At 39.1% G+C, this 23,722-nt stretch carries 20 protein-coding genes and 1 other RNA gene; all 21 read left to right on the top strand.

All coding sequences use genetic code 11. From position 1 onward, the window contains the following. Positions 1–9: 9 nt before the first annotated feature. The 21 genes from mrdA (at position 10) to ssrS (ending at position 23,676) form a co-directional block, all read left to right on the top strand. The gene (gene mrdA / locus RWP19_RS02550) at positions 10–1,932 is read left to right on the top strand and encodes a penicillin-binding protein 2 (protein WP_314356346.1); all 1,923 of its coding nucleotides are present in this window, start codon (positions 10–12) and stop codon (positions 1,930–1,932) included. A 1-nt stretch (position 1,933) separates the two neighbouring features. Next, positions 1,934–2,857, top strand: coding sequence for a P-loop NTPase (locus RWP19_RS02545; protein WP_314356345.1), 924 nt, complete (start codon positions 1,934–1,936; stop codon positions 2,855–2,857). 8 nt (positions 2,858–2,865) lie between these two features. Further along, positions 2,866–3,969, top strand: coding sequence for a rod shape-determining protein RodA (rodA, locus tag RWP19_RS02540; protein ID WP_314356344.1), 1,104 nt, complete (start codon positions 2,866–2,868; stop codon positions 3,967–3,969). 60 nt (positions 3,970–4,029) lie between these two features. Further along, positions 4,030–5,916, top strand: coding sequence for a TIGR03960 family B12-binding radical SAM protein (locus RWP19_RS02535; RefSeq protein WP_314356343.1), 1,887 nt, complete (start codon positions 4,030–4,032; stop codon positions 5,914–5,916). Continuing rightward, positions 5,888–6,583 (top strand): TIGR03936 family radical SAM-associated protein, encoded by a 696-nt coding sequence (locus tag RWP19_RS02530; protein WP_314356342.1) that lies wholly within the window; start codon positions 5,888–5,890, stop codon positions 6,581–6,583. The genes RWP19_RS02535 and RWP19_RS02530 overlap by 29 nt, the downstream gene beginning before the upstream one ends. A gap of 89 nt (positions 6,584–6,672) precedes the next feature. Further along, positions 6,673–8,100, top strand: a complete 1,428-nt coding sequence (locus RWP19_RS02525) for an Rne/Rng family ribonuclease (RefSeq protein ID WP_314356341.1) — start codon at positions 6,673–6,675, stop codon at positions 8,098–8,100. A gap of 26 nt (positions 8,101–8,126) precedes the next feature. Continuing rightward, positions 8,127–8,702, top strand: coding sequence for a manganese efflux pump MntP family protein (locus tag RWP19_RS02520; RefSeq protein WP_314356340.1), 576 nt, complete (start codon positions 8,127–8,129; stop codon positions 8,700–8,702). Between the two features lie 204 nt (positions 8,703–8,906). Next, positions 8,907–9,218: a 50S ribosomal protein L21 gene (rplU, locus tag RWP19_RS02515; RefSeq protein WP_005377353.1), complete on the top strand. Its 312-nt coding sequence runs from the start codon at positions 8,907–8,909 to the stop codon at positions 9,216–9,218. A gap of 2 nt (positions 9,219–9,220) precedes the next feature. After that, positions 9,221–9,535 carry a ribosomal-processing cysteine protease Prp gene (locus RWP19_RS02510; RefSeq protein WP_314356339.1) on the top strand — a complete coding sequence of 105 codons (315 nt, stop codon included), beginning with the start codon at positions 9,221–9,223 and terminating at the stop codon, positions 9,533–9,535. 12 nt (positions 9,536–9,547) lie between these two features. Next, positions 9,548–9,832, top strand: coding sequence for a 50S ribosomal protein L27 (gene rpmA / locus RWP19_RS02505; RefSeq protein ID WP_004696430.1), 285 nt, complete (start codon positions 9,548–9,550; stop codon positions 9,830–9,832). Between the two features lie 215 nt (positions 9,833–10,047). Next, the gene (locus RWP19_RS02500; protein ID WP_314356338.1) at positions 10,048–10,704 is read left to right on the top strand and encodes an ATP-binding cassette domain-containing protein; all 657 of its coding nucleotides are present in this window, start codon (positions 10,048–10,050) and stop codon (positions 10,702–10,704) included. Beyond that, complete coding sequence (locus tag RWP19_RS02495) at positions 10,701–11,465, top strand: ABC transporter permease (RefSeq protein ID WP_314356337.1); 765 nt, start codon at positions 10,701–10,703, stop codon at positions 11,463–11,465. Before RWP19_RS02500 ends, RWP19_RS02495 begins: the two co-directional genes overlap by 4 nt. A 441-nt stretch (positions 11,466–11,906) precedes the next feature. Further along, complete coding sequence (gene hydG, locus RWP19_RS02490; protein ID WP_314356336.1) at positions 11,907–13,325, top strand: [FeFe] hydrogenase H-cluster radical SAM maturase HydG; 1,419 nt, start codon at positions 11,907–11,909, stop codon at positions 13,323–13,325. A gap of 194 nt (positions 13,326–13,519) precedes the next feature. Then, positions 13,520–15,502 (top strand): single-stranded-DNA-specific exonuclease RecJ, encoded by a 1,983-nt coding sequence (recJ, locus tag RWP19_RS02485; RefSeq protein WP_314356439.1) that lies wholly within the window; start codon positions 13,520–13,522, stop codon positions 15,500–15,502. An 11-nt stretch (positions 15,503–15,513) separates the two neighbouring features. Next, positions 15,514–17,754 carry a bifunctional (p)ppGpp synthetase/guanosine-3',5'-bis(diphosphate) 3'-pyrophosphohydrolase gene (locus RWP19_RS02480; protein ID WP_314356335.1) on the top strand — a complete coding sequence of 747 codons (2,241 nt, stop codon included), beginning with the start codon at positions 15,514–15,516 and terminating at the stop codon, positions 17,752–17,754. Next, positions 17,754–18,389: an MBL fold metallo-hydrolase gene (locus tag RWP19_RS02475; protein ID WP_295208444.1), complete on the top strand. Its 636-nt coding sequence runs from the start codon at positions 17,754–17,756 to the stop codon at positions 18,387–18,389. The genes RWP19_RS02480 and RWP19_RS02475 overlap by 1 nt, the downstream gene beginning before the upstream one ends. Positions 18,390–18,429: 40 nt before the next feature. After that, positions 18,430–18,921, top strand: coding sequence for a Fur family transcriptional regulator (locus tag RWP19_RS02470; protein WP_105089417.1), 492 nt, complete (start codon positions 18,430–18,432; stop codon positions 18,919–18,921). Further along, the gene (gene hemZ / locus RWP19_RS02465) at positions 18,914–20,341 is read left to right on the top strand and encodes a coproporphyrinogen dehydrogenase HemZ (protein ID WP_314356334.1); all 1,428 of its coding nucleotides are present in this window, start codon (positions 18,914–18,916) and stop codon (positions 20,339–20,341) included. Before RWP19_RS02470 ends, hemZ begins: the two co-directional genes overlap by 8 nt. Beyond that, positions 20,341–21,612, top strand: coding sequence for a histidine--tRNA ligase (hisS, locus tag RWP19_RS02460; protein WP_295208449.1), 1,272 nt, complete (start codon positions 20,341–20,343; stop codon positions 21,610–21,612). Before hemZ ends, hisS begins: the two co-directional genes overlap by 1 nt. A gap of 8 nt (positions 21,613–21,620) precedes the next feature. Then, positions 21,621–23,423, top strand: coding sequence for an aspartate--tRNA ligase (gene aspS, locus RWP19_RS02455; RefSeq protein ID WP_314356333.1), 1,803 nt, complete (start codon positions 21,621–21,623; stop codon positions 23,421–23,423). 80 nt (positions 23,424–23,503) lie between these two features. Continuing rightward, positions 23,504–23,676, top strand: a non-coding RNA gene (gene ssrS / locus RWP19_RS02450) — 6S RNA. Positions 23,677–23,722: the final 46 nt, after the last annotated feature.

Here is a 23,722-nt window from a genome sequence, read left to right as displayed (position 1 = left end):
GGTGAAAGAGTGCTTGAAGGCCTCTATAAACGAAAAAAAACGAGTCGCTTTGATGTACTCTTTTACATTGTAGCGGGCATATTCATCATATTGGCATTGCGCTTGTTTATGCTTCAAATCTTGGCTGGTGGTTATTATCAAGCTAAGGCGGAAGGTAACCGATTGCGCATGGTACCGATGACTGCAGCACGAGGCGTTATGTATGATCGTAATGGTCAAATTCTTGTAGGCTCTCGACCTGCCTATACTATATCTATCATGCCTACTGGAAAGGCTTTGGATGATGGTGAAGTTGCTAAATTGGCAGCTTTATTAAAAATGAAGCCTGAAGATATTACAAAGAAGGTTAATGATCACAAGTATGGTTATGAGCCAATACGTATTGCTAATGATATTTCTATGGACGTAGTGACAACCATTGAAGAGCATCGTCATGAATTACCAGGGGTAACCATTGATGTTGAGCCACTTCGATACTATCCATATGAAACGATGGCTTCTCAATTATTTGGTTATGTTGGTGAAGTGAGTGAAGAGGAATTAGAAGAGCTAAAACAGCAAGACCCTAATACACTGGTAAGTGGCGGTACTATTTTAGGTCGTTCTGGTCTCGAAAAATTATATGATTCTATCTTGCGTGGTACCGATGGTGGTAAACAAGTTGAGGTAGATGCTACAGGTCGTCCTGTGGCTGAAGTAGATAGAAAGCATACTGTACCAGGTGCCAATATTCATTTAACTATTGATGTAAATCTTCAAAAGGCTGCTGAAGAAGCAGTTAAAAATCAGCTCAATCAATTGCGTGCACAAGGTATTCCAGCACAAGGGGCAGCAGTGGTGGCCATGGACCCTAATACAGGGGCTATTTTAGCTATGGTCAGTGCGCCTGAATTTAATCCAAACTGGTTTTCTAAAGGAATTACAACTGCTCAATGGAATCAGCTGAATAATGATAAAAATCATCCATTTGATAATAAGGTAATTTCTGGTGGATATCCACCAGGGTCACCATTTAAGATTATTACTGGTACAGCAGCGTTAGATCTTAAAAAGGTTACTCCTGAAGAGATGATCTTTGATAGTGGTAAGCACTGGTTGATCGATAAGCGAAATGCAGAAGGTGAAGCCTTAGGATGGCTTAACTTTAATAGAGCGCTTGCTAAGTCAGATAACGTTTACTTCTATGAAATGGGTAATCGTGTTGGTATAGAAAATCTCGATAAATATGCTGCTTATTTTGGCATTGGCGAAAAGACTGGTATTAATTTACCAGGTGAGGCTTCTGGCATTATGGCAAGCCCTGAGTATAAACGAAAAGTATATGATGAAGATTGGTACTTAGGTGAAACCTTCGATGCTGCTATTGGTCAATCTTTTACCTTAGTTACGCCATTGCAAATGGCTGTTTTGCTCAGCGAAGTAGCTAATGGTGGTATTAAATATAAACCTTATGTGGTAAGCCGTATTGATAATAAAGATGGCACTCCGAAAGAGATTTTTGGTCCTGATAAATTAGGTATTCTACCAGTTCCAAAAAATATTATGGACCTTATTCGAGAAGGTTTGCGTGATGTTACAAATGAAGGTGGTACAGCAGGGGACTTATTTAAAGGCTTCCCAATTAATGTAGCTGGTAAGACTGGTACGGCAGAAAATGCTCATGGTCGAGATCATGGTTGGTTTGTAGCCTATGCACCATATGATAAGCCACAAATTGTTGTGGTTGCACTTGTTGAACAAGGTGGCTTTGGTGCGGGCTCTGCAGGCCCAATTGTACGAGATGTGTTAGCCGCATATTTCAATGTACCATTAAATAAAAAAACGAATGACACAAATACTAAAAGTAATAAAGATAGTGCAACTGTAGGGAATACGCCTAATGGGCAGAAACCTCAGAATGCAGTAACAAGTGGGCAACCAAGAAAGGATTAGTATGGGTGAAATCATTGGTGTTGTATCCGGCAAGGGTGGCGTAGGTAAAACGACCGTCACTGCATGCTTGGGTGCAACCTTAAGTCATGCAGGGCACCGCGTATTGCTCTGTGATGGGGACTTTGGATTGCGCGATTTGGATCTCGTATTAGGCGTGGCAGATGAAATTATCTATGATGCACTTGATGCGAGTGAAGATAAAGAATATACAGATGATGCTATTGTATCAATTGCAGAAAATCTAGATTTCTTACCGGCTAGTCAAAGTGCACGCTGGGAAGATATAGGTCGAAAGAAGTATAAGAAATTAGTTCGTAGGCTTTGTGATGTATATGACTATATTTTGATCGATGCACCAGCAGGGATTGGTAAGGGCATTGAGTCAATTTTAAATCTTGTGAGTCGTTGTATCGTTGTGACACATCCATTGTGGGTATCCTTGCGCAATGGGGCGCGTATGATTCAAGTGTGTCAAGAACATAATATTCGCGACTTTGCTATTGCCTTTAATGCAGTGCCAGTAGATAGTGAAGACATAGATTTATATGATATGTTGGAAGTCCTTCGCGCCGAGTATGTAGGGGCTATGATTCCTTATGATGAAGATATCCTAACATATACACAAGATGGTCATTTGTTAGACCTTGCTTCTCATGAGTTTCGTAATGTATTAGCACCTCTTGTAGACTATGTTGTGACAGGTGATTGTTGGGAAGATTATGATGTACAAAAACAATTTGATGCCTATGTAACTAAGAAAAAAGCGGCTAAAAAAGAAGCATGTACCCCGACTCTTGCTTCAGCTGGTGAGTCTATCTTTGGGGATTCAAATACTGTTTTGTATATTAATCGCGGTGGATGGACTACTCAGCGTTTATTAGTGCAAGGTAAGCAAAGTTTATGGCGTCGTCGTAAATTGAAATAGGTGATATGATGTGGCGGAAACTATGGAATGATAGCGACTGGGCTATCATCATATGTACTTTTCTACTTGTTTCTATTGGCTTAGCAGCCATTGGCAGTGCAACTCATGTTAATCAAGAACCTATTGGCTTTGGCAGTTTAGTAGTGAAGCAACTTATATTTTTCCTTGCTAATGTAGCCGTTGTAATAGGTATGCAATTTCTTAACTACCATCGGTTAAAGGATGGAGGTAATATCATATATGCTATTACCCTTTTGATGTTAATTGCCGTTATGGCTGTTGGCACCTCTGCATTGGGTGCTCAACGGTGGATTCAATTAGGTCCTATTACCATTCAGCCATCAGAATTTTCTAAACTATTGATGATTATCTGTATGGCGAAAATGCTAGAGCCCCGTATTGGCAAGTTAGATACATTTAAGTCTTTAATAATGCCTGTATTATATGTGGGGGTACCTATTGCGCTTGTATTCTTACAACCTGACTTAGGTACATCTCTTGTGTACATTGCCATTTTTGTGGGAATGCTATTTATCTCTGGCATTAAAACTAGACTCATAAAAATCATTGCAGGCACTGGTTTATTATTGATGCCTTTAGGCTGGTTTGTACTGAAAGAATACCAAAAACAACGTATTCTCGTATTTTTAAATCCAGATATTGATCCGTTTGGATCTGGCTATCATATTATTCAGTCTAAGATTGCCATTGGTTCTGGTTTGATTTTTGGCAAAGGTATCTTTAATGGCACACAAAGTCAGTTAAACTTCTTACCAGAAAACCATACAGACTTTATTTTTTCCGTTATTGGTGAAGAATTTGGTTTTGTAGGCTGTATCATTGTGTTGTTGTTGCTCTTTATGCTTATTTATCGCAGCATTAAAGTAGCATATATGTGCAATGATAATTTTGGTATGTTATTAGCTACAGGTATTGCCACTATGTTTACCTTTGAGGTACTCGTAAATGTAGGTATGACCATTGGTATTATGCCTGTTACTGGTATTCCATTGCCATTCCTTAGTTATGGTGTTAGTGCATTGACTACGAATATGTTGAGTATTGGTATTTTATTAAATATCGCTATGCAACGGACAAAATATATTTTTTAAATAATACTATGTATATAGTGTTGATTGTGAAAGAAGTCTTTCAGAAAAGACGGAGGATGTATGATTCAATTAGATACGTCATGGTTACAACATGTCCAAAAACCTGCTCGTTATACGGGTGGTGAATATAACAGTATCGTAAAAGATCACAGTACTGTTGATGTAACAATGGCATTAGCTTTTCCAGATGTATACGAAGTGGCTATGAGTCATTTGGGCATCAAAATTTTATATGGTCTTGTAAACCGTCGTGATGATGCGGCTGCGGAACGTGTGTTTGCACCGTGGCACGATATGGAAGAGGAAATGCGCAAGCGCAATATTGCTTTGTTCTCTTTGGAAACTCGTACGCCTATCAAAGATTTTGATGTGTTGGCCTTTACACTTCAATATGAGCTGAGTTTTACCAACATTTTGAATATGCTCGATTTGGCTGGCATTCCAATGTATGCTAAGGACCGCGATATGGATTATTTCCCATTACTTGTATGCGGTGGCCCATGTGCATTTAATGTAGAGCCTATTGCAGAGTTCTTTGATATCGTATCTCTCGGTGAATCCGAAGAATGGGGCGATGAATTTATCGATCTTTATAAAGCGGAAAAGGCAAAGGGATTCCCAGGTGGCAAGGAAGGATTCTTACGTAAAGTGGCTCAAATTCCTGGCACCTATTGTCCTGCATTATATGATGTGGAATATACAGAGAAAGGAGATTTTAAATCTATTACACCTCGTTTTGAAGATGTACCGGCTGCTGTAGAAAAACGCATCGTAGAAGATGTAGAAAATGTTTTCTACCCAACAAAACCTGTTGTGCCGTTCTTAGATATCGTGCATGACCGTGCAGTACTTGAATTGTTCCGTGGCTGTACACGGGGGTGTCGTTTTTGCCAAGCTGGTATGCTATATCGTCCTGTACGTGAAAAGACGCCTGAGCGCTTGTTACAAATTGCGAAGGATACGATTGCAAACACTGGGTATAATGAAATTTCCTTGATGAGTTTAAGCTCTGCTGACTATTCTAAATTGCCAGAGCTAGTAGATATGCTTATGGAAGAATTCAAAGATAAACAAGTAAGTGTAAGCTTACCATCCTTACGTATTGATAGCTTCTCCATTGACATTGCAAAAAAAGTACAACAAGTGCGTAAAAGTGGTCTTACCTTTGCCCCTGAAGCGGGTACACAACGTATGCGCGATGTTATCAATAAAGGTGTTAGCGAAGAGGACTTATTGGCAGCGTGTACAAATGCCTTTAAATCCGGCTGGAATACAGTTAAGTTGTACTTCATGATGGGTCTTCCAACTGAAACGGATGAAGATTTGGCAGGTATTGCTGATCTGGCGTATAAGGTGCTTGATTTACACCGTGATATTACAGGCAAACGAAATGGTTCTGTAACTGTGAGCGTATCCTTCTTCGTACCAAAAACACATTCTCCATACCAATGGTATGGTCAACAAGATGTAGAAGAAATCCATCGTAAGCAACGCTATTTAAAATCTCTCATCAATAATCGCAATATTTCTTATCACTATCATGATGGCTATACTGGCTACATGGAGGCCGCTTTTGCTCGTGGGGACCGTAGATTGTCTAAGGTTCTTGTAAAAGCATGGAATGCAGGTTGTAAATTTGATGGCTGGACTGAGTACTTTAACTATGAAACTTGGTTAAAAGCATTCGCTGACTGTGGTTTGGATCCTGCATATTTTGCACGTCGTACTCGTGATTTCGACGAGCCATTACCATGGGACCACTTAGACTGTACAGTAAGTAAAGCCTTCTTGAAACGGGAGTGGGAACAAGCGGTAGAGGCAAACTTAACAAATGATTGCCGTCGCGGTCCATGTAAGGGCTGTAACGTATGTCCAGAGCTAAATACTGCAATTATTGACTATAAGGAGGGTGGCAGAGTTGAAAAAGTTACGTTTGGCCTTAAATAAAGGCGAAAAATTGCGATTCTTGTCGCACCTTGATTATGCACAAGCAGTAGAACGTATGATTCGCCGTGCAGAAATAAAAATGGCTTATTCTGAAGGCTTTAATCCACATATGAAAATTAGTTTTTCCTCTGCACTTGCTCTAGGTGTAACAGCGGCGGCTGAATATATCGATATGGATGTATTAGAAGAGGACTCTTTAGAGTCTATTATGAAGCGTTTGAACCGCGTAGCACCGCCAGGTCTTGAGGTGCTAGGTGGCAAGGAAATGCCTGAAAAGGTTAAAAAGATGATGGCTATCTGTAACTTTGCTATTTACGAAGTAACAGGTCCTGTAACGGATGAACATGCGGATTGGGATGCTTTACTCAAATCTTTCAACGAAGCTACGGAGATTTCTTATGAAAAGGTAACACCAAAGAAAACTCGCACTATTGATGTGAAAGAATTTGTAAAAGAACCTATCGTAGCATCTGTTAAGGATGGTATGGTAACCCTTACTATGGGCATTGGCATCTATCCGCAAGGTACAATCAAACCTAGCGAAGTGTGGAATCTTGGTAAAGATCAATATAACTGGCCTATTACAAGTGGCTATGAAATTCACCGTAAAGCAATTATGGTGGAAAACGAAGAAGGACGTTATACTCCGTTGGACATTAACTACTAATACTCTTTACATAAATTTAAAGCTGTTTATATAAGTTTTAGTGCTTTAAAAGATTTATATATTTTAAATTGAGCGAAGGGAGGGATAGGATGCATAAAATTTTGGTCAATGTTATGCGCGAAGAAATTCGCATGGCTGTTATCGATGAAGAAGGACAGTTAGTGGACTTTGTGTTGGAGCGTACCGATGAGTCTCATATGGCAAACCATATGTACAAGGGCACTGTTAAGAATGTATTAAACGGCATGCAAGCTGCATTCGTAGATATTGGGGGCTCTCAAAATGCGTACTTGAACCTTCAACAAGGGAAAGAACAGAAAATCTTGCCACGCCTATCTGTGGGGCAACAAGTTCTCGTGCAAGTCGTAAAAGAGGAGATGCTCGGTAAAGGAGCTCGCGTTACTGCTGATGTGAGTTTAGCAGGACGTTTTATGGTGCTGTTACCATATTCTAAAGGCATGCATATCTCTAAAAAGATTACCGATGAAGCATTGCGCGCTAAATTACAAGAGTTGGCCGCACCATATGTGCAAGAAGGCTGTGGTTTTATTATTCGTACTGCGGCGGCTAAAGCGAGTGCTGAAGAAATCGGTCGTGATATGGATTACTTGTGGCGCACGTGGCAACATGTGTTAAAGCGTTTTAAAGTAGCTAAGAGCGGCACTGATCTTTATAGTGATGCGGATTTTTGGTTCCGTCTCGTGCGAGATTATGCGCACCGCAATGTAGCGGAAATTATCGTAGATTCCGATATGGGCGAATCTCGATTGATGGACTTATTAGGTCATGGACCTACATCTCAGCAAATTAAGGTTACACGACATCGTGACAGTACACCGATTTTCAAAGCTAACCATATTGAACCTCAATTAGAGGATCTTATCTCTCGTGATATTAGTCTACCTTCAGGGGGCTCTATCCGTATTGATCATACGGAGGCTCTCACCGTATTTGATGTAAACTCGGCTCATTACACCGGTAAGTCTAATAAGTTAGAAGATCTGGCTTTTACAGTCAATAAAGAGGCGGCAAAGGAAATCTGTCGACAATTGCGATTGCGCGATATTGGTGGTATTATCGTCGTCGATTTTATCGATATGAAGGATAAGTCCCATCAACAAGAGTTGTTAAAATTGTTGAGTGCACAGGCTAAGCTGGATAATATGAAGACCGTTGTATGTGGGATTAGTTCGCTTGGTCTTGTGGAAATGACTCGTAAGAGAGCGCGCCAAGGTTTACAAACTTTGATGTTTGATACATGTCCTCAATGTGGCGGCACTGGATATATGTTGTCTGGTAGAACTGTGTATATGCAGATTGTTCGTCGTATTCGTGAGTTATTTAAATCGGGACGTATTAAGTCTAATTTAGAGATTGAAGTTCACCCTGAGGTAGCTCAATATTTGACTAAGGCCGTATTAGAAGACTTAGGAGAATCCATAGGTCGTAATATTTCAATCGTAGTAAACCCACAAATTAGCCGGGAAGGATATTCCTTGATGGCCGTAGCAGAATAAGTAAGTAGTTTTTATAGGGGAGTATCGTGTCTGTATTTGAAATTATATTAATCAGTATTGGCTTAGCCATGGATGCCTTTGGTGTTTCTATTGGTAAAGGTTTATCCATGCCCGTAGGTGAAAATGGACGCAAGGTGACATTGGCATTTTTATTTGGGGTATTCCAGTTTCTCATGCCTATTATTGGTTGGCTCATTGGGCGCCAGTTTATCGACGTTATATCTGAATGGGATCATTGGATTATCTTTGGTCTCCTTGGCTATTTAGGTATTGCTATGATTCGAGAAGGACTCAGCGACGACGATGATGAAGAGAATGACAAACAATTCTTAGGGGCTTGGGAGATGATTATGCTTTCTGTAGCAACTAGCCTTGATGCTATGGCTGTAGGCTTAACCTTTGCATTCTTGCCAATCAATGTATGGGAAGCTTCCACTATGATAGGGGTCATTACCTTTGGTATTTCTCTTATTGGCGTTTACCTAGGCAAATTTATGGGCCAGTTCGTAGGAAAATATGCAGACATATTAGGTGGGAGTGTGTTGATCTTCATCGGTACAAAAATACTTTTACAACACCTCGGCATTATCGGAGAATTTTAGAGGTTTGTATATATATGAAAGTATCAGAAATTGAGCTATTTATGGTGAATTTTGTTTGACATGGATAGGTAAATAGGATATACTGTATCAGTATTAGTTCGGTTTACTGAACTTTGCAATCCGCGTGAAGCAGGTTTAAACGCCCGACCGATGTTCGGGTCGGGATACCGAATTCAGCGAGTTCGATAACAAGGAGGTGTTCTCATGTACGCAATTATTAAAACTGGTGGTAAACAATATCGCGTTGCTGAAGGCGATGTAATTACTATCGAAAAATTGGAAGCAGCTGCTAACGATTCCGTAACATTCGAAGAAGTTTTGACTGTAGTGAATGACGGCGACGTTAAAGTTGGCGCTCCTCTTGTAAACGGTGCAAAAGTTACAGGTACAGTTCTTGAACATGGTAAAGGTAAAAAAGTTTTAGTATTCAAATACAAAGCTAAATCCAACTACCGTCGTCGTCAAGGCCATCGTCAACCGTTCACAAAAGTTCGTATTGAATCTATCCAAGCTTAATTATGGTTTCCATTCGAATCCAGCGGAATAGTGATGGTCAAGTAATTGGTTGTCACATGTCCGGTCATGCAGGATATGATGAGCATGGCTTTGATATCGTATGTGCTGCAGTGTCAGCCTTATCGGCAACGGCAATGTTAGGACTTACTCAGATTGCTAAGCAAGATGGGAAATATACGAATAGCGAAGGTCAATGTGATATGGTTCTCTCTGGTACGATTAACCAGAGTGGACAGGATATTCTGGGGACTATGCTTCTCGGTTTAGAGGAAATTAGCCGTCAATATCCAGAGTTTGTCCAAATACACGAAATATAGGAGGTGAACTTAATGTTTACTTTTGATTTGCAATTGTTCGCACATAAAAAAGGTGTGTCCAGTACTCGTAACGGTCGTGACAGTGAATCTAAACGTCTCGGTGTTAAATGCCATGATGGTTCCATCGTAAAGAGCGGTAACATCATCGTTCGTCAACGTGGTACTCACTTCCACCCTGGTACTAACGTAGGTATCGGTAAAGATGACACTTTATTTGCACTTGTGCCTGGTAAAGTAGCATTTGAACGTGCTGGTCGTTATAACCGTAAAGTTAGCGTATACCCTGTAGAAGCTTAATTTTACAAAGACTATTAATCCCTAGTGGTTTTCCACTAGGGATTTTTGTTTTTTGTAGTAGATGTCTTATAAATATATTATAATTAAGATTAACATTATCATTATCATTTTGATGATATGATATTTAAAATCATTATACTTAAAATAACTAAATATTTAGCCACAGTGAGGCAATATTTTGCTTTTAATATACAAATGACGAGATAGGGGGCATTATGGCATTGCTAGAATTATCTAATATATCTTATGTTGCAAACGACAAATCTATTATCCGTGATGTATCTTTATCTGTAAATCAAGGCGATTATATTACTATTGTAGGACCTTCCGGAAGTGGTAAAAGTACACTTTTAAAATTATGTAGTGATCTGATTAGCCCTACATCAGGAACTATTACTTATGATGGTCGTCCCTTAACGGCTATAGATCCTGAATCTTATCGTAAAGAGGTGGGCTACTGCTTTCAAAGACCTTATTTGTTTGCGAAAACTGTACGCCGTAACATTTTGTTTCCTTATGATATCCGTGGTATGAAACCCGATATGGAGCGTATTAAATATTTATTTGGTTTATTACATATGCCTATGGAGTATCTAGAGAGACGTAATGATGAATTATCTGGTGGTGAAATGCAGCGGATTTGCCTTATTCGAAGTCTTATTTTTGAACCTAAAGTATTACTATTGGATGAGGTTACATCTGCATTAGATTTTGTTAATACATCTATTGTAGAACAAGTTATTGATGAGCTTCATAATAAAGGGATGACTATAGTATCTATTACTCATAGTGAGGAACAAAGTTTGCGGAAAGCTAATCGTCGTATCACTATTGTGGATGGTGTACTAGCTAAAGAGGAGGTATTACGATGAGTCAATTTCATGCTATTTCTACTGCATCGCTATGCTTAGCATCAATATTAGTTATTATTAGTATGGTGATGTCCTATCGGCAAGAATTGAACTTAGAAAAGGATATTTTTATTAGTGCTATAAGAGCTACAGTTCAACTATTGATTATTGGATTTATTTTATCCTATATTTTTGGTACTGAAAGCCCTATATTTATCATTGGCTTATTAGGGTTTATGGCTTTTAATGCAGCTTATAACTCCGCTAAACGTGGGCAGGGGATTCCACATGCCCTATGGATCTCTTGGTTTGCTATTACTATTGGTGCATGGATAACGTTATCTATTTTACTCGTAACAGGCGTTCTGGATTTTACTGCTTATCAATTGATTCCCGTAGGAGGGATGGTTATCAGTGGTGCTATGGTTGCCATAGGACTTTGTTATCGCCAACTGCTATCGAATTTTGACCTACGTCAACAAGAGGTAGAAATTAAACTAGCTTTGGGGAGTACACCTAAACAGGCCTCTAAAGCAATTGTTAGGGATATTATAAAAACTGGCTTACAACCTACAATAGATAGTGCAAAAACATTGGGGATAGTAGCTTTGCCTGGTATGATGACTGGTCTTATCCTAGCAGGCATGCCTCCATTAGAAGCTGTAAAATATCAAATGATTGTTACTTTTATGACGTTATCCACTATTTCAATTGTCTGCTTTATTACGTGTCAATTAGCTTATAGGACATTTTTTAATAATAGGAATCAGTTAAATAGGTAGCTCTGTAGTCGCTTTAGTAAGTCCTGTTGATACGGCTATATGTGCGTTAAAAAAAGTAAAGATTGTTAAAAATACTATAATAATTCAAATAAAACTTGTATTGCTTTAGGTAAAAACTTAAATGGCGAGACTGTAGATTTCTTACAATTATGGTAATGAATTGTAAGGATAAAAGATATTTATACATAAACTGTAGAAATATACATTTTACTCATATTCGATATAGATAATCGATATAAACTAGAAATACCCATTAAATAAAGGTTGCTTCTATTGAAGATGGAGCAATCTTTTATTGTGTGTCAAATTCCTATGTTTTTTAGTAGGAATAGTGGTATACTATGTACAGTATCAGTGAAATACCAGAAGACTGGTTGTCATATACTTTCATATACCTAAAGAGGGGTGGCGTTGCCACTAGAAAGATTTGAGGTAAGTACTATGTATGATGTAAAATCTCCAAAGGCGGAGGAATTTATTTCCCATCAGGAAATCCTTGACACCCTTGCCTATGCAGAGGAAAACAAGGAAAATCGGGAGTTGTTAGATGCTATTTTAGCAAAAGCTGCTACATTTAAGGGGTTAAACCATAGAGAGGCAGCTGTTCTATTAGAATGTCCGTTGCCTGAATATAAGGAAAAGCTTTATGCGTTAGCTAAAGAAATCAAGAAAGCTATTTATGGCGATCGTATCGTTCTATTTGCACCATTATATTTGTCTAACTATTGTATTAATGGTTGTGTATACTGTCCGTACCATTCTAAAAATCGCGATATTAAACGTAAAAAGTTGACTCAAGACCAAATTAGAGAAGAGGTTATTGCCTTAGAAGCAATGGGGCATAAGCGCATTGTTATTGAGTCTGGTGAAGATCCTCTTAATAATCCTCTTGAATATATTTTGGAATCTATCAAGACTATTTATGGTATTAAAAATAAAAATGGCGAAATTCGCCGTGTAAACGTAAATATTGCAGCTTGTTCCGTTGAGGATTATAAGAAATTACATGAAGCTGGCATTGGTACATATACATTATTCCAAGAAACGTACAATAAAGAAAACTATGAAGCACTTCATCCAACAGGCCCTAAGAGCGACTACGCCTACCATACAGAGGCGATGGACCGCGCTATGCAAGGTGGCATTGATGATGTAGGCATCGGTGTTCTTTATGGTTTGGAACATTATAAATACGATTTCGTTGGCCTACTAATGCATGCTGAACATTTAGAGGCTGTATTTGGTGTAGGTCCACATACAATTTCTGTACCTCGTATTTGTCCAGCTGATGATATCGATGTAGATGATTTCAGTAATGCTGTACCTGACGATATATTTGAGAAAATCGTTGCTCTTATTCGTGTATCCACACCGTATACAGGTATGATTATGTCTACCCGTGAAAGTCAATCCATGCGTGAACGTGGTTTGGCATTAGGTATCTCCCAAATTAGTGGTGGCTCTCGTACTAGCGTAGGTGGTTACAAAGAAGAAGAGAAACCAGAAGATAATTCGGCTCAATTTGATCGCAGTGACACACGTACATTAGATGAAATCGTAGATTGGTTACTAGATCTTGGATATGTGCCTAGCTTCTGTACTGCATGCTATCGTGCAGGTAGAACAGGGGACAGATTTATGGCCCTTGCTAAATCCGGACAAATCCATAACTGTTGCCAACCTAATGCATTGATGACATTAAACGAATACATCATGGATTATGGTGACGAAAAAACTAAAGCACATGGCGCTAAGGTTATTGAACAACAGTTAGAAAATATCAAAAATGATTTAGTTAAAGATAAAGCTAAAGCTTATATTGCACAGATGAAAGAGGGCGAACGAGACTTCCGGTTCTGAGTAATTCACTGATCGAGAACCTCCTATTGATAATGGGAGGTTCTTTTTTGTTGAGAAAAATAAAAAGTTTAAATGAGAATAAAATATATAAAACTGTTTATTTTATTCGCTTTTTGATGTATAATAAATAAAAATGATAATGATAATACGTTGAATTTCATAATAATATTGATTATAAATTACTGAGGGATATGATGATTAAGAAAAAACGTTGGCGTATATCTACAGGCAACAAAGAACAAGAAAATATCTTAATCCGTGAACTTGGTGTAAATCCTATTGTGGCAAAATTAATGGTAAATCGCCATATAGATGTTGACGAAGGTCGTCGATTTTTACAAAGCTCATTGTCTGATTTGCTAGATCCATTTACTTTGAAAGATATGGATGTGGCTGTTTCACTAGTTCAGGAGACAATTGAAAGGCATAAGCCAATCGTTATTTATGGCGATTATGATGTAGATGGTATTACCGCAACATCTGTTCTATATCGATTCTTAAAGAAACTTGGAGCCGATGTTACTTATTATATACCGGAGCGTCAAAGCGAAGGGTATGGCCTGAATTTAGAGGCTTTAGAACACCTTATAGAACGGGGAACAGCTCTAGTTATTACCGTAGACTGCGGTATTAGCTCTTACGATATTGTGGAGGCTGTACGAGACCGTATCGATATGATTATTACCGATCATCATACAGCACCAGATATGATTCCACGAGCAAAGGCTGTTATTAACCACAAGCAAAAAGATTGTCCATATAAGGATAAAAACTTATCTGGCGTTGGCGTTGCCTTTAAATTATGCCAAGCTTTGTGGCTTACAAAGTATGGTGAATGGTATTTAGATGATTTGGATATCGTTGCATTAGGTACTGTAGCAGACGTAGTGCCTTTAGTTGGTGAGAACCGCATCATCGTAAAAGCAGGCCTAGATAAGATGAATAGTTATCCTAATTTGGGGATTAATAAGCTTATAGATGTGGCAGGTCTCCATGAACGAACTATAACATCTGGCCATATTGGGTTTACGTTGGCTCCAAGGCTTAATGCAGCAGGGCGTGTAACTCATGCAACACGTGCCGTTGAGTTGTTGGTTACTGAAGCTGCTGATACGGCTGAAGCGATTGCTGAGGAATTAAATGAAACAAATCGTGAGCGTCAAGAACTAGAGCGGAATATTCACGAACTAGCTCGTATTGATGTGGCTAACCAAGGCCATAAAGCAGACTATGTAACCGTTGTGGCTGGCGAAGACTGGCACCCAGGTGTTATTGGTATTGTTGCATCTAGGTTGGTAGAAGAGTTTTATAAGCCCACATTAGTCATCAGCATTCATGACGGCATCGGTAAAGGTTCTTGTCGTAGTATCGATGGTTTTAATATCTACGATGCACTCAAGTCTTGTGAAGATATTTTGCTACAATTTGGTGGACATGCTGCAGCAGCAGGATTCAGTATTGATGTTAATCGTATAGATGAATTACGGAATCGTTTGACTGCATATTGTAAAGAACATGTGACAGAAGAAGAATACATCCCTGTTGTTGCTATTGATGCGGAGTTACCCGTTGATGATATCGATGTAGATATCATTGACCGTATCTCAGCTCTTGAGCCGTATGGTATGGGAAACAGCACACCAGTTTTTGCTGTTATGGAAGCAACAATACAAGATATTATGCTAATGGGGCAATTAAAAAATCATTGTAAGGTGATTTTAGAAACCTCTAGTGGTACGTTGGATGCTATTGCTTGGAATCGTCCTGATTTGTTTAAGACTATATTTGTTGGAACTGTGGTGAGAGTAGCATTTTCGTTGCAAAAGAATGAATGGCAAGGAACGGTTTCTCCTCAACTTATGATTCAAGCTATTGAGCCTTTGTGTGAAGAACCTATTATGCTTTCAACAGAAGGTCTTAGACAAACGTATGTAATAGTAAAACAGGCTATGCGTGGACGTAATCAATCGGTTTACCATGTAGAACAAGAAATTCTGCGACGTAAACCGCCGGATCAAAATAATCGAAGTGCTCTTACATCCTTAGATGTGTTTAAGGAGTTGGGTATTATAGAAGAATATACAAGTGATGATGGTCAATTAATGCTAAGATGGAATGCCATTGAAGGAAAGTTAGATCTTGTCACGTCTGTAACATTTCTTACCTATAGTGTATAGGAGGTGCCATCATGACAACTGTAAATGAAGAAGGCAAAGCTTTGGTGGAACAAGGAACATTTAATAAAGAAAAAGCTTTAGCTGAATTTATGGAATATATTCATACCTATTTAACAGATGATGAGTGCAACCAAGTATTGAAGGCTTTTAAACTTGCTGATAAGGCTCATGAAGGTCAATTGAGAGCTTCTGGTGAACCGTATATCATGCATCCTTTAGCAGTAGCTGGAATTTTGGCGCACTTACAAATCGACCATATCACACTTATGGCCGCACTTATGCATGATGTGGTTGAAGATACATCTTACTCGAAGGAAGACCTCGAGAAAATGTTTGGCTCTGAAGTTGCTTTCCTTGTTGATGGTGTAACGAAATTAAATCAGTTCCAATATGAAACAAAAGAAGATCGCCAAATGGAAAATTATCGGAAGATGATTTTGGCTATGGCGAAGGATGTACGCGTTGTTGTTATTAAACTAGGTGACCGTTTACATAATATGCGCACCTTAAAGCATATGCGTAGTGATAAACAAAAACGCATTGCGAAGGAAACCTTAGAAATTTTTGCACCTTTAGCACATCGACTAGGTATTTTCAATGTGAAATGGGAGCTCGAGGATTTATCGTTCCGTTATTTAGAACCAGAGAAATACTATGATCTTGTAGATCAAATGAAACAAAAACGCCAAGCTCGTGAGGATATTGTTAATGATACGATGAGTCAACTCACCAAGGCTTTAGGTGAAGCTAATATCAAGGCGGATATTAAAGGGCGTCCAAAACACTTCTACAGTATTTACAAGAAGATGAAAAAGGATAATCGTGATTTATCCCAAATTTATGACTTGCTTGCTGTTCGTGTTATCGTTGATACGATTCCAGATTGCTATGCGGTACTAGGTATTGCTCATAGTTTATGGAAACCATTGCCATATCGTTTCAAGGATTATATTTCCATGCCGAAATCTAATATGTATCAATCCTTGCATACTACGGTTATCGGTACAATGGGGCAACCTGTAGAAATTCAAATTCGTACTTGGGAAATGCACCGTGTATCTGAATATGGTGTTGCAGCGCATTGGCGTTATAAAGAAGGCAATAAAAATGGCGATAAAGACTTTGACCAAAAGGTTGCATGGTTACGTCAGGTTCTTGAATGGCAAGATACAAGTAACCCTACAGAACTGGTTAATGCTTTAAAACTAGATGTTTTCTCTGGCGAAGTATTCGTATTTACACCTAAAGGCGATGTTGTTAAATTGCCAATAGGGTCTGTTCCACTTGACTTTGCGTACCGTGTTCATACCGATGTAGGTCATCGTTGTGTAGGGGCTAAGGTAAATGGTAAAATCGTACCTCTTGATTACACTTTACAAAATGGTGATATTGTAGATATTATTACATCTAAAACGGGACATCCAAGTCTTGATTGGCTTAATATCGTAGGCTCCTCTGAAAGTAAGAGCAAAATACGCAACTGGTTTAAGCGTGAAAATAAAGCTGAAAATATTGAAAAAGGATTGGAAGCGCTTGAAAAAGAAGCAAAACGATTAAATTATAGTTGGAAAGAATTGATTACTGATAATCGTCTCCAACAGGTTACAAAACAGCTAAAAGCGGGTACAGAAGAGGAAATGTTTGCTGCCTGTGGTTATGGTGGCATTCCCGTTAGCACTGTGCTCTTACGCTTAATTGAACTGTATAAGAAGTCTAAAGAGGCAGAAGAATCTAAACGTAGTACAGAACAAATTATTGAGAAGTTAAAATCTCAAAGTCCAAAAACTACTAAGAATGGTACGGGCGTTCTTGTAAAAGGCGAAGCTGGTGTTATGGTTCGTATGGCTAAATGCTGTAACCCTGTACCTGGTGATGATATCATTGGTTACATTACGCGTGGTCGAGGGGTATCTGTCCATCGTTCCGATTGTACGAGCTTAGGCCATACACCTGAAGATTTAGAGCGTATGATAGAGGTCTCTTGGGATGGTTCTTCTGGAGAATCCTTCCATGTAGGCATCGATATTCAAGCGTACGATCGCAACGGGCTATTGATGGAGGTTATGGCTGTCCTTTCAGAATTGAAAATTACTATAACGAACATTAATGCAAAGGTTCAAGAAGATACTAAAACTGTAAGTATTAATGTGGTTGTTGATATTCGTGATATTTCACAACTTGATTTTGTTATGACTAAGTTGCGCCGTATTCGTGAAGTGTATACTGTACAGCGTAGTAAAGGAGGAGCTTAATGAGCGAGCAACAACTAGTGCTTATGCGTATGCCTTTGGGGCCGTTAGGAACTAATTGCTATGTAATAGGCGATAAAGCAGTAGGAGAAGCTTTTATTATTGATCCTGCTACAGCGGAAGTATTAGAGTCACTTAAGAAGAATGACTTAAAACCAAAGGCTGTTTTGCTAACTCATGGTCACGGAGATCATATTGGTGGTGTTCAAGAGATTATAGATACATATCATGTGCCCGTATACATTCAAAAGGGCGATATCCCGTATTTATCTGATCCTGAGCTTAATCTTAGCGCGTATAGCAATCCTACACCGATTAAGGTAAATGCTGATATTATTGAGGTTAAGCAAGGTGACCATATTATATGTGGCGCTATTGATCTTGAAGTACTTGAAACGCCAGGTCATACGCCAGGTGGGGTATGTTATTATATGGAAGGTCTTGTGTTTGTTGGTGATACTCTCTTTAGAGATTCCGTAGGACGCACAGATTTTCCGAATGGATCCTATGAGACATTAATGGAATCCATTAAATCTCAGCTTTATAAATTGCCTAATAATACAATGGTTTACCCTGGTCATGGACCGGAAACAAATATAGGTTATGAAAAACAATACAATCCATTTGTTGGAGCGTAGGTTTTATAAAATTTTGTAAGAAGTAAAGGGGATAGTTATCATGAATACAACATTAGAGAAATTAAAAGAACGCATTAAAGACAAAAAATACAAATTGACTACACAACGTCAAACAATTTTGCAAGCCTTCATCGATGCTGATGAAAATCATTTAAGTGCGGAAGACGTATATGTACTTGTAAAAGAAGTGGCTCCTGATATCGGCTTGGCTACTATTTACAGAACACTTGATCTCTTCACTGAACTTGATTTGTTGAAACGTCTTGATTTCGGCGATGGTCGTAATCGTTACGAATTAAATGATGAAGAGTTTGCTCATTTCCATCATCATTTGATTTGCGTAAAATGTGGCAAAGTATCCGAGTTCGAAGATGATATGCTTGAAACATTAGAATCCATCATTGCTAAAAAATTGAACTTCCGCACTATCGACCACCAATTGAAAGTATATGGTTATTGCAGTGATTGCCAAAATCATATGACTGAAGCAGAGCTTGAAAAATTAGAACGTATGGCTCATCACCATGCTTAATGGATATCTATATACGGGGCCATTACCACTTGGCTCTGTAGTAGCCCATAACTGTGGAGCTGCAGGTTTATTCTCTGATAAGGTTAATCCAGATGTTGTTCTAGAGGCTATAGAAGTAGAGCGATTATATCGTTTGACTGTAACCGTTGGTGAGACCGTAAAAACCTTTGAAGGTGATATTTCCTCTAGGGGCAGACGTCAAATTGGACAAGCCTTATTGCGCTATTTACGTGAATATCAAGGTTTACCTACTGATGCGCCGTGGGGAACGATGGTAGGTGTGCGTCCTACAAAGCTACTACATAAATATATAGATACATATGGCTCTGTCCACGCAGCAACTCGTCACATTAGGGACGAGTTTTCTGTGTCTATGGAAAAACTTGCTACTTTAGGCTCCATAGGTGAATACCAACGTCCATTTTTAGCTGACACAGACGATAAAAAGGTGAGTCTTTATTGTGGTATTCCATTCTGTGATACGCGCTGTATCTATTGCTCATTCCCGTACGGACTGTATCAGGATTATGCTAGTAAAAGTCAGTTTTTAATTGCTTTAGAGCGTGATATAGATGATATGAAAGCTATCGTTGAGTCCTATGGTTTAAAGGTGGATACCCTATACATGGGCGGCGGTACGCCAACGGTGTTAGGGGATGAAGACTTTCACCAAGTTTTAAAACAATTATCAGTTCTTGTACCTGAAGGCCATGAGTTTACTGTAGAAGCGGGGCGACCAGATTCTGTTAACCCTGCGAAGATACAATCTATGATCGAGTTAGGTGTCAATCGTATCAGTATTAACCCACAAACGATGCAAGATGATATTTTACGTCGCATAGGGCGTGGACATAGTGCACGTGATATTGATGAGTTGTTACAATATGTCAAACATAATACGTCTTTAGCGGTAAATATGGATTTTATTGCCGGTTTACCAAATCAAACAATGCAAAACATGATTGAGAATATGGATTATGTATGTCAAAATTTGCCGGAAAATGTTACAATTCATACGTTAGCATTAAAACGTGGTAGCCCATTGTATGATTTACATATGGAAGATGATATTCCTGAGGAACATCTGGTGGCTGAAATGGTACAATATGGTAAAGAGCGTCTTGAAGCGGCCGGCTATGTGCCATATTATCTATATCGTCAACAATATATGAGAGGGCAGTTAGAGAATATAGGCTATACCTTGCCTGGCAAAGCGTGCGAATATAATATTCAGATTATGGAAGAGAGACAAAGTATTCTATCCATGGGACCAGGCAGTTCATCTAAGTGGATGCGAGCCCCTGAATATCGTCAATTAAAACAGCATATGCCAAAGGATGTAGATGTTTACCACGTAACGATAGATGCGCTATTAGAGAAACGACATAGAATTTGTGAAAAATTTTGGGAGGTTGTGTAATGGCTATTAGAAAACCAAGAGGTACACAAGACTTTTTGCCAGAGCAAATGATAAATTGGCACTATATTGAACAACGTATGCGGGAAATTTGTAAGGTATACGGGTTCAACGAAATTCGCACACCTGCCTTTGAAGATACTAAATTATTCTTGCGCGGTATCGGTGAAACTACAGATGTAGTACAAAAGGAAATGTACACATTTACTACAGGGGATGATGGTGGATCTAGCTTCACATTGCGCCCTGAAAATACAGCGTCCGCTGTGCGTGCATATTTAGAAAATAAAGTATATGGTAAAGAAGGTCTTACAAAGTGGTATTATATGGGACCGATGTTCCGTCATGATAAACCACAAGCAGGCCGCTACCGTCAATTCCACCAATTTGGTGCAGAGGTCTTAGGCTCTCAATCCCCTGTAGTGGATAGTGAAGTTATCTGCATGGTTGTACAATTATTGAAAGACTTTGGTCTTAAAGACCTCAACGTAGAGGTGAACTCTGTAGGTTGTCCAACATGCCGTCCTGTATACCGTGAAAAATTAATTGAATTCTTTGAACCTAAAAAAGAACAATTATGTAGCGATTGCCAAGAGCGTTTATATAAAAATCCGTTGCGTATTTTGGACTGCAAAAATGAAACATGTAAATCTTTGTCAATAGGTGCTCCTGAAATTCACGAACATTTATGTGAAGAGTGTCATGATCACTTTGAAGAATTAAAAACATATCTAACTGCTGCTAATGTGCAATATACATTAAATCCTCGTCTTGTACGAGGTCTTGATTATTACACAAAAACAGCATTTGAAGTACAATATACCCCATTAGGCGCCCAAAGCGCTGTAGCCGGTGGTGGCCGTTATGATGGTCTCGTAGAGGAACTTGATGGTCCTCATACGCCAGCAATTGGCTTTGCCATGGGGATGGAGCGCTTATTATTAGCTCTTGAAAAACAAAATTTATTGCCTGAAGCAACTGTTGAACCATCTGCATTTGTAGTGGCTCTTGGTGATGCGGCTAAGGTAGAGGCTTTCAAAATTTGCCAAGCATTACATAATGCATATATATCCGTTGAAATGGACGGACAGGGCAAGAGTATGAAGGCACAATTAAAATATGCTAACAAAATTAATGCAAAATATGTTATCATATTGGGTGATGATGAATTGGCCCGTGGGGAAGCCATAATCCGATTCATGGAAACTAGTGAACAAGAAACTGTACCACTTAATACAGTTTCTGAACGTATAACTTCTTTGGTGAAAGGATGACAATTAGAATGGAAACAATGCAAGGCTTACACCGTACACACGGTTGTGGCACCATCTCTGAACAAGAGGTAGGTAAAGAGGTCGTATTATGTGGTTGGGTTGAACGCCGTCGTGACCATGGTGGTTTGATTTTCTTGGATTTACGCGATCGTTCTGGCGTAGTTCAAGTAGTAGCATCTCCAAATCATAACGTAGAGTCTTTCCACAAAGCAGAGGATGTTCGTAATGAATATGTACTTTGCGTACGTGGCAAAATTACTAAACGTGATGAAGCTGCTATCAATCCTAATCTTCCAACAGGTGCATATGAAATGTACTGTGAAGAGTTGCGCGTATTGAACTCCGCTAAAACTCCTCCATTCTATATCCAAGATGATATCGATGTAGATGAAAACATCCGCTTAAAATATCGTTACCTTGACTTACGTCGTCCAGAAATGCAACGTAACTTGATTTTGCGTCACAAAGTAACGAAAGCAATGCGCGACTTCTTCGATAGCCGCGATTTCTTGGAAATTGAAACTCCAATGCTTACTAAATCTACACCAGAAGGCGCTCGTGACTATCTAGTACCTTCTCGTGTAAATGCAGGTACATTCTATGCATTGCCACAATCTCCACAAATTTTCAAACAAATCTTGATGGTAGCTGGTTATGAAAAATATTTCCAAATCGTTCGTTGCTTCCGCGATGAAGATTTGCGTGCGGACCGTCAACCAGAGTTTACTCAGCTCGACTTGGAAATGTCCTTCGTAGATGAAGAAGACATTTATTCCATGCTTGAAGAAATGGTTGCTCATGTATTTAAAACTGCGTTGGGCAAAGAAATTACATTGCCTATGCCTCGCATTACATGGGATGAAGCAATGGATAAATATGGTTCTGATAAACCAGATCTTCGTTTCGACATGGCATTTACTGATGTAACTGAGCTTGTAAAAGATACAGAATTTAAAGTATTCCGTTCTGTTATCGACAATGGTGGCGTAGTTAAAGGTATCGTAGTACCTGGTGATGCTGGTATTCCTCGTCGTGAACTTGATGACCTCGTTGAATATGTAAACCGTTATGGTGCAAAAGGTCTTGCATGGGCTTGCTTCAACGAAGATGGTTCTATCAAGTCTCAAATCATGAAGTTCTTAGGTGAAGATACAATCCGCAACATCGGTGAAAAAATGGGCGCTAAAGGTGGAGACCTTGTATTGATGATTGCTGATAAACCTGCAACTGTAGCACGTGCATTGGGTGAATTGCGCCTTGAAATGGCACGTCGTATGAACATGATTGATCCAGATAAATTGGCATTCACATGGGTAACTGATTTCCCTATGTTCGAATATAACGAAGATGAAAAACGTTATGTTGCAATGCACCATCCGTTTACAATGCCTCGTCATGAAGACCTTGATAAATTGGAATCCGATCCAGGCAGCGTAAAAGCAATCGCTTATGATATGGTATTGAACGGTGTCGAAATTGGTGGCGGTTCCTTACGTATTTATCAATCGGACGTACAAGAAAAAGTATTCAAAGCTATTGGTTTATCTGAAGAAGAAGCAAAATCTAAATTCGGCTTCATGCTTGATGCATTCCAATATGGTGCACCTCCTCATGCAGGCTGTGCATTTGGCCTTGATCGTCTTGTTATGTTGATGGCAAAACGTCAATCTATCCGCGACGTAATCGCATTCCCTAAAACTCAATCTGCTTCTGATGTTATGAGTCAAGCGCCATCTGAAGTAGAACCTAAACAATTGAAAGAGTTGCATATTAAACCAGATATCGAGGAAGAAGAACAATCTTTGGTGTAAAAACATAGGCAAGAATTAATTAAAATTCAAATGTCAAGACTTGTTTATTACCAATCTTTCTGATACTATTTATGTATAAGATATCCCTGCCATGTGCGTGTGATATCGCAGTTTTGAGCCAACACATTTACTTCGGGAGTCCGAACTCTCGTCTGAACGTTACGCCCTTATGGGACAACCGCAGGATGAGGAGGACACCCACCTGCCCTAAGCAGGATCAAAACGCGGTACATTACGGCATGGTGGGGCTTTTTTGCGTGTAAAAATAGCATATAATGTCATATACTATAGAGAAATAT

Source organism: uncultured Veillonella sp. (genome assembly GCF_963522475.1).
Taxonomy (GTDB): Bacteria; Bacillota; Negativicutes; order Veillonellales; family Veillonellaceae; genus Veillonella.
Note: the sequence above shows the minus strand (reverse complement) of the source record. Positions and strands in the feature narration are given on the sequence as shown.